Consider the following 15,082-nt stretch of genomic DNA (forward strand, 5'->3'; position numbering starts at 1 on the left):
TCTTTATTATGTTGATAAGATCTTTTCGAAGAACGCCATGCTTTAATAAGCAACTTCGCCTCATTTGCTTAGATCTGGATATTTATAAAATGCATTTCATTTTACAAACATCTCAGTGAAAGTCCTTATCATCAAAGGTCATTGTCATTGGTGTTATTTACTGATGAATTAGACAGTGAGTTCTCTGGCGTTTGTGGTGCCTTCTGCGCCAAAGGATTTGGTTTATTTGCTTCAGTTTTGGCTTTATTCAATAAATCTGTAAGCAATCGTTCTGCAGGTTGACGTCCACCCAAACCAAATGCCAAGGCGAAAGCAACTGCAGCCGAACCCAAAGTTAAACCAAATGCCAAATTGACAATCGAGTCAGCGATGCCCATGGCACGCAAGCCCATTGCAACGACAAGCCCCATAATAAGCACACGTACCAAATTACCTAACCAACGTGAACTGTTATATTCACCGCGTTGCACAACATTAGCGACAACATTGGCAAGCCAGAAACCGATCACCAAAATCACAGCACCCAGTAAGATACTTGCACCGAATTGAATGAACATAGAGATCAGACCACTGACTTGATCAAAACCAAGTCGATTTGCAGCTTCTGAGGTTGCAAATAACATGGTAAAGAAGACAATCAGATAACCCACTACAGTCGATACTTTGGTTGTACCTAAAAAGCGTTGTACATCCAATTTGGCCGGGATTTCATCGACCCCTGTACCCGAAACAATTTCAACCACAAGATTCGCAACAAAACGTGAAACAACATAAGCTAGGATTAAAATAATACCTGCTGCAATAATGTTTGGAATCGCATTCATCACCTCATACAACATTGCTGTTGCTGGTTGAGAGATCGCTTCAACACCAAGTGCTTCAAATGCAATAATCAGTGATGTAATAATCACTACTGCAAACACTAGAGATCCTAAGAGTTTTGGAAGATTTGAGTTTTTAAATACCCCAATTTTCTCAGCATGTTGTTGGATGTTTAAACTTCCCAACAAGCCTTCAACAATACCGCGTACAATTTTTGCCAGAATATAACCAACAAAAACAATGATTCCAGCCATGAAAATATTAGGTAAATAACCAACGGCTTCATTCACCATATTTTGTACAGGTAAAAGCAGACCTGTTAAACCTAAAATTGAAAGAACAATCGGTAAAAACAGTAACAAAACAAGCCAATAAACAATATCGCCAATATTTTGTGTCAGGCTACTCACACCAACTTCTTGACTGAGTTTCTCATCCAATTGCGTTCTGTTGAGTAATTTGGTTATTGCAACTTTAATTAAACTTGCAATGATCCAGCCAATAAATCCAACTGCAACTGCTGCTAGCAATTGAGGGATAAACAACAAGAACTGTTGAATCATATTACTAAATGGACCACTCACACTGGTCAAGTTGAGTACATTTAATGCGCCAATGACAGCAATAATAATGATGATCCAAAATACAATTCTTGCGACGATATTTTCTATATTTGCACGATGTCCTGTTGCACTTGAAAGCTTTTGATTGGTATTGAGCTTATTCAGAACTTTCCTGAACCCTGCAGCCACAATAAGGGCAATAATCCAGCCTATAATGAGAATGGCAATTGCAGATAAAATTGGATGGAACTGATCCCAATAATACATTGCATCAAAATTACCACCACGTCGAAAACCGTCAAAATAATCATTCATTCTGAAATCCTCTTTGTTGTATAAACATTCTTGTATTCTGCTTATTAAAATTGTTGAAATTACTTTGTATGAGAAATACTAAATACACTTTAAGTTTTGTATATTTTTTATTCAATAACAAGTGCATGATTACAACATTTTGTTGCATTTATACGTAAAAAAACTCTAGTAATTACTAGAGTTTTCACATTATTTTGCGATTCAAACTTTAATCATCTGAAGCAGAAGACTTATTAGCATTTGAATTGTTTGAAGAATTGGGATCTTGTACAGCAGGTACATTTTCATTGGCGGGAACTGATTTTCCTTTAGGATTTTTATCAGACACGATATAAAAGATGAACGAGGCTAAGAAAATTCCAACTAAAATCAGAATAAACACTGGAATGCGTTTTTTCTGTTTCACTTCCTCTTGCGTCGTCACATGGGGTGGCTTGTTGAAATCATGGGTCATATGCTTTCTCCCCTCACTATAATTATGATGAATGAGTAAATTTTATATTAACAATACGCTTGACCTTTCTGTGTTGTTTTCTGTGAAGAAGTATTGTTTCTTAGTGGCTGCTGGATTTTTGTCAAGTCGGCTCATAAATAAGCTATAATAAGCTCCCCCTTTTTCTATCAAACTTAGTGTATGGCTTATCTACGACAAAGTGTCTCTTTAGATCTAGACACAGATGTCACTCATCAATGTCATCTACATAAAACACGTGATGGGCATTCGATTGGTATTATTGAATTTTCAAAACCAAGTTATATTTTAAAATGGGGTGATCTAGAGTATTTCCGTCGACGTACAGAAGAATTTTCTGTCATGCCTCTTCCTGAATGTATTAATGCAATGATTATCGATATCCGTAATATTGTTGCTTTTTTAGATAATGAAGTTCCGATTATTCCATGGCGCTTACTTGAGGAAGAATGCCCAATTCGTTTGGTCGTTCCCCAAGATCGTCTTGAATATTATGCTGGGCTTTTTGAACCGACTTGGCTCACCAGCGATGTCGAAACAGCCATTCAAGAAATTCGTCAATTTATGGATATGTTTGTACACTAACTAAAATTTGTACACTTACGATAACTTCAAAAAAACCTCCAAATATGGAGGTTTTTTATCTTGAATCATTCACATCATAAAATAATCAGCATGATTACCAATAATTTTCGACTGCGATATTCCCTTCACCACGACGGTTCATTTTTAAACCTCGTGCTTTTAATGCCTCTTTGGTATCTTCCACCATTTCGGGATTACCACAAAGCATAATGTGCGAAGTATCGGCATTAAAATCTAATTCTGCCACTTTTTCTAACTCACCATTGGCGATTAAAACAGGCAGTCGTTCATGCAATTGTGCACTTGGGTCACGGGTAATAATGGGGATAAATTTAAAACCTGTATGACCTTCCCCAAATGTTTCAGCAATCTCTTGAATGCGCTCAACATATGCCAGCTCAGACTGCGTTCGAACACTATATACCAAGTGAATTTTGCTATATTTCTGCCAGGTTTCAAAATCTTGTAGCATCGATAAAAATGGTGCTAGCCCCGTTCCTGTTCCCAATAGCCATAAGTCTTGAGGTAAAGGCAATTGGTAACGAGCCAAAGTCAAATAACCGTATGGAATTTTTTCTAAGTAGAGCTCATCACCTACTTTTAAGTGCTGTAAATTTGATGTAAATGCACCATCTGGCACAACAATTGAGAAAAATTCTAAAGTTTCATCAAAAGGAGATGACACGACTGAATAGGCTCTGACCACTAGATCATCGCCAACCTTTAAACCAATTCGGGCAAATTGTCCTGCAGTAAACTTAAAGTGTGCAGGACGGGTCATGGTAAAACTGAATAAGGTATTGGTCCAGCGATGAACAGACAAAACTTTTTCTAGAGTAAATTTCTCAATTGACATAATTTCTACGTGGCATGACAGACTGTGCTCATGGTAGCATGTTGACATAATTTATTAATATTTTTTCATATTAAGGCTTCATCCATGCGCATGACATTACGCCAGTTGGCAGTTTTTGTAGCAGTTGCTCAAGAAGGTACTGTAACTAAAGCGAGCGATGCAGTTAGACTTACTCAAAGTGCTGCGAGTATGGCTTTAGCAGATCTTGAAGATGGCTTAGGTGCTCCTTTATTTGATCGTTTGGGTAAACGTTTGCAATTAAACGATTTGGGTCGTTTTTTACTGCCTCAGGCACTTGAAATTTTAGGTCGTTGCGATTCTTTTGAACAAGCGGCTAAAGGTGAACTACAAAGTATAGATTTACGTATTGGGGCAACACTCACCATTAGTGATTATTTAATGCCAGATCTCATGGCAGATTTTTTACAACTTCAGCCTCAAGCGCATTTACAGCTACAAGTGGGTAATACCCGTCAAATGATTGAAGCAGTCAATCAATTTCAGCTTGATTTGGCTTTAATTGAAGGCTCATGTCATTTACCACAATTACAATCGATTCATTGGCGTGATGATGAGCTCGCGGTGTGCTGTTCACCCAACCATCCATTAGCAAAACTCAGTCGTGAATTAAAACCGCAAGATTTTTTGAGCGCTGAATGGGTTTTACGTGAAGAAGGTTCAGGAACTCGTGAAGTCTTTGATAACGCAATTTTGCATGATCTTCCAAATGCAAATATACGTTTAACACTTGGGCACAATGAAGCTATTTTGAAAATTGTGGCTGGTGGTTTAGGTGTTTCATGTATTTCAAAACTTGCGATTCAACCTTTACTTGATAAAGGGGAACTGGTGATTTTAAATACCCCTTTCTGGCAACTTACTCGTCCACTATTTATGCTCGTGCATCGTCAAAAATATCAAGGTCCTGGCTTAAAGGCCTTTATGAAGTTTTGCGATAAAGAATAAGATTTAAAAAAAGCTCCATATGGGGCTTTTTTTAATATTGAATTATTTTTTTCCCTCTACAATCCGCTTTTGTTCTTCAATAATCAATTTTTGCTCTTTTAAATATTCTTGAACTTTTAATTCTTGATTCAAATTATGCATTTGGTACTGCGTATAAGCGATACTGCCAAAATGAACCATAAGCCCCGTCATAATAACTGTAATAAGCGATAATGGAACGATATAACTAATTTGATTTGGTCTTTTTACTTTCTTAGCTTGAATGACGTTTTCGGATTCAAGCTTTGTATTAAACTGTTTAGATGGCTTATAGATTTTATAATTTAATAAAACCTTTATTTTTTTAAACCAGCTCTCGGCAGGATCATTGAAGTGAAGATGATTTACTTGAGGTTGAACGAAATCATATCCAAGATCAATGAAGTCCGTGGTGATCCTATTAGGTTGAATTGGAGCTTTCAGTACAGTCTCAAAATAATCAACTGTTTGATGATTAAAACGATGCTCTGCCAGTTGGTTTTGAAGTTCTCGTATCTGTTTTTCTAAGCTTTCTACATATTCTGGTAATACTACAGCAACATCATTATTTATTTGTTTTTGATACTGAATATCCTTTTGCTTTTGAAGCATTTCCTCTTGATCGTTATGACTTTTTTCTGGCGTAGGATGAATGTCTTGTTGTGCATTTTTTTTATCTAGACGAACAATTAATTTAGCACATGCAAAGTCCTTGCTTTTATCTACAACGCACTTTATGCGCTCTCCAATACGCGGCTCAAGCGCTGAATTTGGAAGATCATGAAGTGAAAAGTCTATCACTTCATTGGAATCCGTTAATAAAATCTTTCCAGCTTCAAAAGCTTGATCATATGACTGTAATACACCCTTATAAAACATGCCAATACCTAATTCTGGTTTTACTTATCTTTTTAAATGAATAAATGTGTTTATCAATATTATGTCTATTTTATTTTAAAGCATCTCATTAAGTGCCAATAAAGTTATATCATTTAAGTTTTATGATAAACAAATCACACTTTTAAATATAATACTCAATTTTCTATAGCTTTGTATAGATCTTGAAATAAATATTTAACAAATGAGCGAATAATTGAAGAGGGTATCCATAGATTATGAATACCCTCTTATTTTAAATAGACAAACATATGAATTAAATATACTAAGTCGTAGGGTTTTAGGGGTTAAACATCTTATTTACTGTGCAACATATATCAATACTTGCTTTAATTTTCTCAATGTGTTTATTCAGTGCATCGTGAATCATAAAGTTCATAGTGAATGATAAATAAGACATCATTAATTGATACGATGATGGGTCGCAACGGACTCCGCTGCTCCAGAAACATTCGAATCTAGATGTAAGATTTCTCGATTACTTGATCCGCCCAGTATAGGACTTAAAATCTTAACCACAATCACGAGCACAATGAGTCCAATTAAAAGATTAAAGAGATTCATTTGATTGGCACGATTTTGTTGTGGACTGATTTTTTGGCTACGCAAATACGCACGACTTTGTGGTGTATGACGATCAATCTCTTTCGATTTCAGATCTAATCGCACAATATTGACCGCTGTACTTTTTCCTGATTGTTCAATATGTCTAAATTTTAATCTTTCACCTATTTGCGGTGTAATTCCTTTATTTGGAAATTCGGAAAAATCAAAGAAAACATCCTGATTGTTCTCATTAATTTCAATAAACCCGAACCCGCTCTCAATATTATATGTTTTTATCTTCCCTTCTATAAACATATACTTACCCCATTTTTAAATAAAAATATAAAAAATATAAAAAAAGAGACTTTAGCCTCTTCTTTTGATCAAAAATTGTCTAATTTTATATCAACTAATTGATTAAAAATCAACCTCGAAAGTTAGATAATAAAGCTGAGGTTATAGATTTATTGTTTTCAATAATTTTTGTCTTTTTGGTTTTTGCCGGATTTGGATCTAAACGTTCGATTTTAACCGCCTTCAATTTTTCACCATTTTCAACGACAACAAATTTCACTTTTTCATTTTTCTTCGGTTCACCCACGTCTGCTGGATAATCTGAAATATGAAAAAATACATCACCATATGTACATGAGATAAATCCAAAACCTTTATCATCATGGTATTGTTTAATTTTTCCTTGTACGAACTCTTGTTTCATGAGGAATCCCCTTTCTTGGTTAACCGCTTATAGACAAAGTATATAAAAAAGAGGCTGATTTAGCCCCTTTTTTAATCAAATTCAAAATTAATCTTTCTGAACTGATCCAAAGATCTTATCACCAGCATCACCAAGACCAGGCACAATATAACCACTTTCATTTAAGCCTTTGTCTACAGACGCTGTGAAAATAGTCACATCTGGGTGAGCATCTTCTACACGTTTAATACCTTCTGGCGCAGCAACCAAAACCATCACACGAATGTCTTTACAACCGCTTGCTTTTAAAACATCAATCGCAGCAACTAAAGATGAACCTGTCGCTAACATTGGATCAATAATCATCGCAATACGATTTTGTACGTCTGGCACTAATTTTTTGTAGTACGTACGCGCTTCCAAAGTTTCTTCATCACGCTCTAAGCCAAGAACGGACACTTTTGCACTTGGAATAAGGTTAAGGAAACCATCCAACATACCAATACCGGCACGCAAAATAGGCACCACAGTAATTTTCTTACCTGCAATACGTTTTGTGGTCACTTTACCTGCCCAACCATCAATTTCATGATCAACAACAGGTAAGTCTTTGGTTGCCTCATAGGTTAAAAGCATCGTTACTTCTTGCGCAAGTTCACGGAAGTTCTTAGTGCTGATATCTGCACGGCGCAATAAACCTAATTTATGACGAATGAGCGGATGACGGATTTCTTGAATTGGCACGGGAGAACACCTAGAACATAAAAGTAAATATCAACTATTATAAATGTTTTTTATATAAGAAATAAGAAAAGCCCTCAATCAATGAGGGCTTTTTTTGTTAAACACTATAGTTTTTTTTGATTATTACACAATTCTATTGAAGAACAATGTGCAACGGTGCAACCAATTGTGATTGATTTGCGATTGCAATCAATGGATCAGGATATACACCCACAACCAAAACAGCTAATGCAGCAAGCAATACCATAATACCACCAACTTTTTGACCCCAATGTTTATCGGCATCAATACGAGGTACATCTGGTGGCGTCATGTACATGACAATCATTACACGCAAGTAGTAATACAAACCAATACCTGAACCAATAATGATCATTGCAGCGTAGAACCAATGTGCTTCAGACACAACTGTCATCACAAGCAAGAACTTACCAATGAAACCAGCAGTTAACGGAATACCCGCTAAAGACAACATCATTACAGTTAAGGTCGCTGTTAATACCGGACGACGCCAGAATAAACCGCGATAGTCTGCGAGTGACTCGGCTTCATTGCTGTTGTTATATGGGCTCGACATCAATGCGATTGAACCGAAAGCACCAATTGTTGTTAATGTATACGTTGCAACATAAACACCAATAGACGTTAAGCTCAAGAATGATGCGCTCACTAAACCAAGCAATAAATAACCAAAATGTGCAATTGAAGAGTATGCAAGGATACGTTTCAAGTTGACTTGTTTTACTGCAAGTAAGTTACCAACAATAATTGAAAGTACCGCAATTACAGTAATGATGGTCTTAATTGATTCAACGCCAATAACGCCTGAAGACAATAAATAACGTACAAACAATCCAATCATCGCAACTTTAGCGACAGTCGCTAAGAATGTTGCGATTGGCGCTGGAGCACCTGCATACACGTCTGGAGTCCATTTATGAAATGGTGCCAATGACAATTTAAAGGCAACAGCAGCGACCATTAAACCTAAACCTAAAATACCGTATACAGAAGAGAATTTATCTCCCATTTGCGGTACGTAAGTTTGAAGTTGCATCATCAATTGTGGATCTTGAGTCTTGGTCAATGCCCAGAACATGTCATCGACTTGACCTGCGAATGACAATGAACCCATTACTGCATAAACATACGCCATACCCATGAGCAACATTGCAGAAGCCGTTGCTGAAAGCACAAGGTATTTCACTCCTGCTTCTAAAGATTTGCTACGTTGATAGGTATATGCAATTAATCCATAAACAGGAATCGACATTAACTCTAAGCTAATAAAGAACGACGCAAGGTGCGAACTTACCACCATTAACATTGCGCCCATCACAGACACTAACATCAATAGATAAAGTTCTTCACGATTGTCTTTATAAGAATCAATGTATGCATGCGATAAAGTACAACAAGCAAGTGCTGCAATCAAAATCACAAGTTGGTAGAACAAGCCAAATGGATCGACCATGAACAAGTTCATGACAGTGGCAGGCTTAAGCCCGCCACTGAACATTGTGAGTAGAATATTTGCCAATGCCAAGTTCAGACCAATTACTGATACTGTCGCAATTAAATTATGATTACGTTTAATCGCAATCAAAAGCATCACAACAACCGCTGTCAATGCAACGATCATCACTGGCGCTAATGGCATAAGCTCTGCAAAAGATACTGTGAAGTTCATGACTTATTGGATCTCCACATTTTCAAGTTGAGTTGCTGCTTGTTGTACAGCTTCAACGACTTCATTTTGTGCTGGAATCGCACTCTGTGCAATCCAAGCCATACTTGAGTTAGATACATCAAGGAACGTTTGTGGGTAAATACCAAGCCATAAAAGACCAAACGCACAAATGAGTAAGATCACAACTTCACGTGTATTCAAGTCTTTCAAAGGACTTGTGTAATGTTGTTTTTGCTCTTCATTTGGCGTACCAAACAATGCTTTATGAATCAAGATCAGACCGTAAAGACCTGCAAATACTAAGCTTACTGCAGCAATGATCGTAAAGATCGGGAATTTACCGAATGAACCCATCAAGATCAGGAATTCACCAATAAAGTTACCTAAACCAGGGATACCGACAAGTGCAGCCACAAAGAACATCAAGAAGAATGATAGATATTGGAACTGACCACGAAGCCCACCCATCAAACGTAAATCACGCGTATGTAAACGCTCATACACTTGACCACACATAATGAACAATGCAGCAGATGACAAGCCATGCGCCAACATCATAATCATCAAACCTTGGAAGGTTAAGATGTTACCTGCGTAAATCGCAAGAAGGACAAAGCCCATGTGTGAAATTGACGTATACGCCAATAAACGTTTCATATCGGTTTGCTGGAAAGCACACCAAGCACCGTAGAAGATACCGATTAAACCGAGAATGATCGCAACATCAGCAAATTGAGCAGAAGCTGCTGGGAAGAATGGAATGACAAAACGAATCAAACCGTAAGCTGCAGTCTTAATCAAGATCCCTGCAAGGTCGACAGAACCTGCTGTAGGTGCTTGGGCATGTGCATCAGGCAACCAACCGTGTAATGGGAAAACTGGAAGTTTTACCGCAAAACCGATGAATAAACAGATCATGAATGCATATGCAATAGCTGGTGCTTGTGTATCAAGCGCATTGGCAACGGATAACAAGTGTGTATAACCGAAGCTAATGGTTTGCGTCATCATGTAGCCATAGATCACTAGACCTAAGATACCGACAAGCATGATTAAACCAGCAACTTGCGTATAAATAAAGAATTTAGTCGCAGCATAGACACGTGATTTACCATCTGCCCCTTTATGACCCCAAAGTGCGATCAAGAAATAGATCGGTACCAGCATCATCTCCCAGAAGAAGAAGAACAAGAACATGTCGATGGCAAGGAAAACACCGATTACCCCACCCAAAGACCATAAAAGGTTGAGATGGAAGAAACCAACATTCTTTTGAATTTCACCCCAAGAACAGCCAACAGCGAGCACACCTAAAAGTGCAGTCAAGCCAACCATGAGAAGTGAAAGACCATCTAATGCAAGATGAATGTTAATGCCTAAAGTCTGAATCCATGGCACCATGAATTCGGCAGACCACGTTGGTGCAGTACTACCTAGCTCATAGTTATATGTTCCCGAATGCCATAACGCAATCGTGATCATTAAAGTAACGAGCATACCTGCCATTGCGATATAACGCGGCAAGTGTTCATCAACTTTGTCGACCAACCAGCACACAAAACCTGCAATGAAAGGTACAAGGATCAGCGCGGGTAAAAACCAGTTATTTGTGATTTCCATCTTATTTCCCCACGATCTGAGTCACGATCAAGATCATTAGTAAGACCACTAAACCTAGTGTCATACTCGAAGCGTATTCACGTAATGAACCTGTTTGACGTGAGCTTGTAAAGCGATTACCACCTTTAACAAGTGCTGGTAATACGAGCCATAATGCATCTACTGGATCACGGCCAAATAACTTCGCAAAAAACAGATACGGTTTAACGAACACAATGTCATATAACGCATCAAAACCAAGCGCATTACGGCAGATATTTGCAAGACCAGCACCAAAAGAAGTATTGGCAAATGATTTTACAGCACCATAAGCAAAGGCAAATAATGCTACACCCACTGCAAGACCGAATAATGCAATACCAACAGCTGTATGTTCAGCCGAATGCATACCATGTTCTAGAATTTCTGGAACATTGAATGCTGGAATTTGAGCAGAATTTAACAGTTTTTCAACTGGTGCTTTTAATGCTGCACCAACGAAAGTTGACAATACTGCAAGAATCGCCAATGGCCCCCAGTAAGTCACACCTTTAATTTCATGGTAAGGCGTATTTTCTTTACCGAAGAACACTACCCAGATTAAACGGAATGTGTAGATTGAAGTTAAGAACGCACCAGCTACACCTGTCCAGTACAAGCAATCATATATTGCAATCGAATTGCCTTTCACCCATACCGCACCAAGGATTGCATCTTTTGAGAAGAAGCCCACAGTGATGAATGGAATTGCGGCCAATGCACCGCCACCAATCGCGAAACATGCAAACAAGAATTTGTTACGCTTGAACAAGCCACCCATTTTGAAGATGTTTTGTTCGTGATGGTAAGCCAAAATCACCGCACCCGAAGACAAGAATAATAATGCCTTGAAGAATGCGTGTGCCAACATGTGGAACAGACCTGCTTGATATGCTTCAGCACCCACTGCCATAAACATATAACCGAGCTGACTCATGGTTGAATAAGCAAGAATACGTTTGATGTCGGTTTGAACCAATGCAGCAAAACCAGCAACGATTAATGTTACCGCACCTGTAATTGAGATGAACACCATCACTTCTGGTGCCAATTCAAATACTGAGAACATACGGCAGCATAGGTAAACACCTGCTGTCACCATTGTTGCAGCATGGATCAATGCAGATACTGGTGTAGGACCAGCCATCGCATCTGCCAACCATGTTTGTAATGGGATTTGCGCAGATTTACCTGCAGCACCCAAGAACAACATCAGTGCAGTCACAATTGTTAATGTTGAGCTCGCAGTCATTACAACAGGCGCAGTCGCAACAATTTCAGCGATATTTAGCGTACCGAATTGTTGATACAACAAGAACAATGCAATCAGTAAGAATACATCACCCACACGTGTTACGGTAAATGCTTTGATTGCAGCAAAACCATTTGCAGGGTTTTGATAGTAGTAACCAATCAGCAAGTAAGAGCAAAGACCTACGCCTTCCCAACCTAAGAACAATAACGCTAGGTTATCACCCAATACGAGCAGCAACATGCTTGCAACGAAAAGGTTGAAATAAGAGAAGAAACGCGCGAAGTCTTCTTCACCACGCATATACCATGCAGCAAAGATATGAATTAAGAAACCCACACCTGTGATCATGCCAAGCATGAGCAGTGACAAACCGTCTAGTTGTAAGCTAATGCCTGGTGCAAAACCACCCACATTGAACCATGTCCATAAATGCTGAACATAAACAGCTTCACCGCTGCCTACAAAGCTCATACCTGCAATAAGTGCAAATAATGCTGATAGACCTACTGCACCGACACCAATGATCGCTGCCACTGATTCAGGGAGTTTATTACGCCCTGCCGCTAAAAGGACAAAACCAATGAGCGGAAATAATATAGTTAAAGCTAATAAACTCATCCGCGCATCTCACTAGCAGCATCTACATCCAAGTGATGGAAGCGATGATAGAACTGAAGGACGATCGCAAGTCCGATACAAGCCTCTGCCGCAGCAAGCGTCAAGATGAAGATGAACATCACTTGACCGTCTGGTTGTGCCCATGCACTACCTACAAGTACAAATGCAAGTGCAGCCGCATTCATCATGACTTCAAGGCTCATCAACATAAATAATAAGTTGCGTCGAACCATTACACCGTAAAGACCGAGTGCAAAAAGAATAGTCGCAACAATCAAACCATGATCTAAAGGGATGTTACCCATTATTCTTGTCCTCTTCTGCACCAGGTTCACGTTTACCTAGATGGTATGCGGCAACAAATGCACCAAGCAATAACATCGCAGCGACTTCAACCAACAATAAGTACTTGGTATAGAGTGAGTAACCTACTGCTTTAGGACCAATTACTTCAGTGCCCACAGTCTGAACGGTTACGTTGTAGTCTGAACCTAAGCACCACACCAACAACAAACCAATCAAGAAAGACATTAAAGCAGGATATGCCCAAGCAGAAGATGTCAACCATTTACGCTCTTGCTCTACCGTATTTTGACCGAGATTGAGCATCATCACCACGAACACGAATAAAACCATAATCGCGCCCGCATAAACGATAATCTCAAGCGCGCCAGCAAATGGCGCACCCACGATCATAAAAATACCCGCTACAGCAAGTAACGAAACAATCAAACTCAATAAAGCATGCACAGGGTTCGCATTGGTCACAACACGAACTGTAGAAACGATGGCCACGAGAGCCATCAAATAAAATGGCCAAATCATGGTAAGAGACTCCGTACATCAACAGGTTTACTTTCGCGTTGAGCTTGACCTTTATCTTTACCTGCTACAGCCATACCAGTTACACGGTAGAAGTTATAGTCAGGATATTTACCAGGACCTGAAATGAGTAAGTTTTCTTTCTCATAGACCAAGTCTTGACGAACATATTCAGCCAATTCGAAATCTGGAGTGAGCTGAATTGCAGTTGTTGGACATGCTTCTTCACACATACCGCAGAAAATACAACGAGAGAAGTTAATACGGAAAAACTCCGGATACCAACGACCATCTTCATGTTCTGCTTTTTGTAAAGAAATACAGCCTACAGGGCAAGCAACAGCACACAAGTTACACGCAACACAGCGCTCTTCGCCATCAGGGTCACGTGTTAACACAATACGACCACGGAAACGTGGTGGTACGATGTCTTCAGCTTTCACTTCTGGATATAAAATCGTGTCACGTTTACGTGTCGCATGGCTGAACACCATCCACAACGAACGTACGATTGTTCCAAATCCAGCTAGAATTTTATACATTTTGTACTCCCTGCTGTCCTAGGCCTGATTCAACAGAATTACAGCACCAGTCACTAGCAAGTTGACCAACGCTAAAGGCAAACAAACCTTCCAACCAAAGTTCATGACTTGGTCATAACGAGGACGCATAAGCGAACCACGAGCCAAGACAAACATCATTACGAAGAATGCTGTTTTAATCACGAACCAGAATACAGGTGGAATAAACGGAATGTCTAAGTTGAACGGTGCTAACCAACCACCGAAGAATAACGTTACGATGAGTGCTGAAATAAGCACAACGTTTACGTATTCCGCAACGAAGAACATCCCCCATTTCATACCGCCGTATTCGACATGGTAACCTTCAGCCAATTCTTGCTCAGCTTCTGGTTGGTCAAATGGATGACGGTGAGTTACCGCTACACCCGCAACCACAAAGATTAAGAAACCTAAGAATTGTGGAATCACAAACCAGCAATCTTTTTGCGCTTCTACGATTTCACGCATGTTGAATGAGCCTGCAATTGCAACCACACCCATCAAAGAAATACCCAAGAACACTTCATATGAAATGGTTTGAGCTGCAGAACGTAGACCACCCAATAACGCATATTTGTTATTTGAAGACCAACCACCAAAAAGTACTGCATAAACAGCGACACCAGCCATTGCCATAAAGAACAATAGACCAATGCTCATATCTGCCACACCTAAAGTCGGTGAAACAGGAATAACCATGAATGACAATACCGCTGTTGCCATAGCAACAGCAGGTGCTAAACGGAACGTTAATTTGTCCGCAAATTTTGGCGTCCAGTCTTCTTTGAACATGATTTTTAGCATGTCGGCAACGATCTGGAACATACCACCAGGACCAACACGGTTTGGACCATAACGGTCTTGCCAAAGTGCAAGTAAACGACGCTCTATGAATGACATCAACGCTGCAACAAGCACCACAACCAGCAAAATCACAATCGCTTGCACAACAGAGTAAGCGATTGGCCAGTTTTCAGCCCAAAGCGGTGTTTGACGCATAATTTCTTGATTCATG

At 39.1% G+C, this 15,082-nt stretch carries 15 protein-coding genes and 1 pseudogene; 2 read left to right on the forward strand and 14 right to left on the reverse strand.

Annotated features, from left to right (window positions below; genetic code table 11):
* Positions 1 to 149: 149 nt before the first annotated feature.
* Positions 150 to 1,700 (reverse strand): annotated as a pseudogene (locus tag G8E00_RS12530) (mechanosensitive ion channel); the annotation flags it as partial.
* 208 nt (positions 1,701 to 1,908) lie between these two features.
* Positions 1,909 to 2,154 carry a hypothetical protein gene (locus G8E00_RS12535; RefSeq protein ID WP_166010210.1) on the reverse strand — a complete coding sequence of 82 codons (246 nt, stop codon included), beginning with the start codon at positions 2,152 to 2,154 and terminating at the stop codon, positions 1,909 to 1,911.
* 180 nt (positions 2,155 to 2,334) lie between these two features.
* Between G8E00_RS12535 and G8E00_RS12540 the strand changes: the two genes are divergently transcribed.
* Positions 2,335 to 2,757: a hypothetical protein gene (locus G8E00_RS12540; RefSeq protein WP_166225079.1), complete on the forward strand. Its 423-nt coding sequence runs from the start codon at positions 2,335 to 2,337 to the stop codon at positions 2,755 to 2,757.
* Positions 2,758 to 2,851: 94 nt separating this feature from the next.
* On the opposite strand, the gene G8E00_RS12545 is transcribed toward G8E00_RS12540, so the two are convergent.
* Complete coding sequence (locus G8E00_RS12545) at positions 2,852 to 3,613, reverse strand: ferredoxin--NADP reductase (RefSeq protein WP_166225082.1); 762 nt, start codon at positions 3,611 to 3,613, stop codon at positions 2,852 to 2,854.
* 84 nt (positions 3,614 to 3,697) lie between these two features.
* Here G8E00_RS12545 and gigC point away from each other — a divergent pair, with 84 nt between their 5' ends.
* On the forward strand, positions 3,698 to 4,579 hold the full coding sequence (gigC, locus tag G8E00_RS12550) for a LysR family transcriptional regulator GigC (RefSeq protein ID WP_166010204.1): 882 nt from the start codon (positions 3,698 to 3,700) through the stop codon (positions 4,577 to 4,579).
* 42 nt (positions 4,580 to 4,621) lie between these two features.
* Here the strand turns inward: gigC and G8E00_RS12555 are convergent, their stop codons facing one another.
* From G8E00_RS12555 to nuoH, 11 genes are all read right to left on the reverse strand, one after another.
* The gene (locus tag G8E00_RS12555) at positions 4,622 to 5,476 is read right to left on the reverse strand and encodes a hypothetical protein (RefSeq protein WP_166225085.1); all 855 of its coding nucleotides are present in this window, start codon (positions 5,474 to 5,476) and stop codon (positions 4,622 to 4,624) included.
* Positions 5,477 to 5,896: 420 nt separating this feature from the next.
* Positions 5,897 to 6,355 carry a cold shock domain-containing protein gene (locus G8E00_RS12560; RefSeq protein WP_166225088.1) on the reverse strand — a complete coding sequence of 153 codons (459 nt, stop codon included), beginning with the start codon at positions 6,353 to 6,355 and terminating at the stop codon, positions 5,897 to 5,899.
* A gap of 109 nt (positions 6,356 to 6,464) precedes the next feature.
* Positions 6,465 to 6,758: a cold shock domain-containing protein gene (locus G8E00_RS12565; protein WP_166010200.1), complete on the reverse strand. Its 294-nt coding sequence runs from the start codon at positions 6,756 to 6,758 to the stop codon at positions 6,465 to 6,467.
* Positions 6,759 to 6,845: 87 nt separating this feature from the next.
* Positions 6,846 to 7,481 carry a uracil phosphoribosyltransferase gene (upp, locus tag G8E00_RS12570; protein WP_166225091.1) on the reverse strand — a complete coding sequence of 212 codons (636 nt, stop codon included), beginning with the start codon at positions 7,479 to 7,481 and terminating at the stop codon, positions 6,846 to 6,848.
* A gap of 133 nt (positions 7,482 to 7,614) precedes the next feature.
* Positions 7,615 to 9,171, reverse strand: a complete 1,557-nt coding sequence (gene nuoN, locus G8E00_RS12575) for an NADH-quinone oxidoreductase subunit NuoN (protein WP_166010196.1) — start codon at positions 9,169 to 9,171, stop codon at positions 7,615 to 7,617.
* A 3-nt stretch (positions 9,172 to 9,174) separates the two neighbouring features.
* Positions 9,175 to 10,785, reverse strand: a complete 1,611-nt coding sequence (nuoM, locus tag G8E00_RS12580) for an NADH-quinone oxidoreductase subunit M (RefSeq protein WP_171522925.1) — start codon at positions 10,783 to 10,785, stop codon at positions 9,175 to 9,177.
* Between the two features lie 7 nt (positions 10,786 to 10,792).
* Positions 10,793 to 12,682 carry an NADH-quinone oxidoreductase subunit L gene (gene nuoL, locus G8E00_RS12585; protein ID WP_166010192.1) on the reverse strand — a complete coding sequence of 630 codons (1,890 nt, stop codon included), beginning with the start codon at positions 12,680 to 12,682 and terminating at the stop codon, positions 10,793 to 10,795.
* Positions 12,679 to 12,987 carry an NADH-quinone oxidoreductase subunit NuoK gene (gene nuoK / locus G8E00_RS12590; protein WP_166010190.1) on the reverse strand — a complete coding sequence of 103 codons (309 nt, stop codon included), beginning with the start codon at positions 12,985 to 12,987 and terminating at the stop codon, positions 12,679 to 12,681. The genes nuoL and nuoK overlap by 4 nt, the downstream gene beginning before the upstream one ends.
* Complete coding sequence (nuoJ, locus tag G8E00_RS12595) at positions 12,980 to 13,507, reverse strand: NADH-quinone oxidoreductase subunit J (RefSeq protein WP_166010188.1); 528 nt, start codon at positions 13,505 to 13,507, stop codon at positions 12,980 to 12,982. Before nuoJ ends, nuoK begins: the two co-directional genes overlap by 8 nt.
* A complete protein-coding gene (gene nuoI / locus G8E00_RS12600; RefSeq protein ID WP_166010186.1) occupies positions 13,504 to 14,046 on the reverse strand; it encodes an NADH-quinone oxidoreductase subunit NuoI in 543 nt (180 codons plus the stop codon). Before nuoI ends, nuoJ begins: the two co-directional genes overlap by 4 nt.
* 18 nt (positions 14,047 to 14,064) lie before the next feature.
* Positions 14,065 to 15,081 (reverse strand): NADH-quinone oxidoreductase subunit NuoH, encoded by a 1,017-nt coding sequence (gene nuoH, locus G8E00_RS12605; RefSeq protein ID WP_166010184.1) that lies wholly within the window; start codon positions 15,079 to 15,081, stop codon positions 14,065 to 14,067.
* Between the last annotated feature and the right edge of the window lies 1 nt (position 15,082).

Source organism: Acinetobacter shaoyimingii (genome assembly GCF_011578045.1).
Classification (GTDB): Bacteria; Pseudomonadota; Gammaproteobacteria; order Pseudomonadales; family Moraxellaceae; genus Acinetobacter; species Acinetobacter shaoyimingii.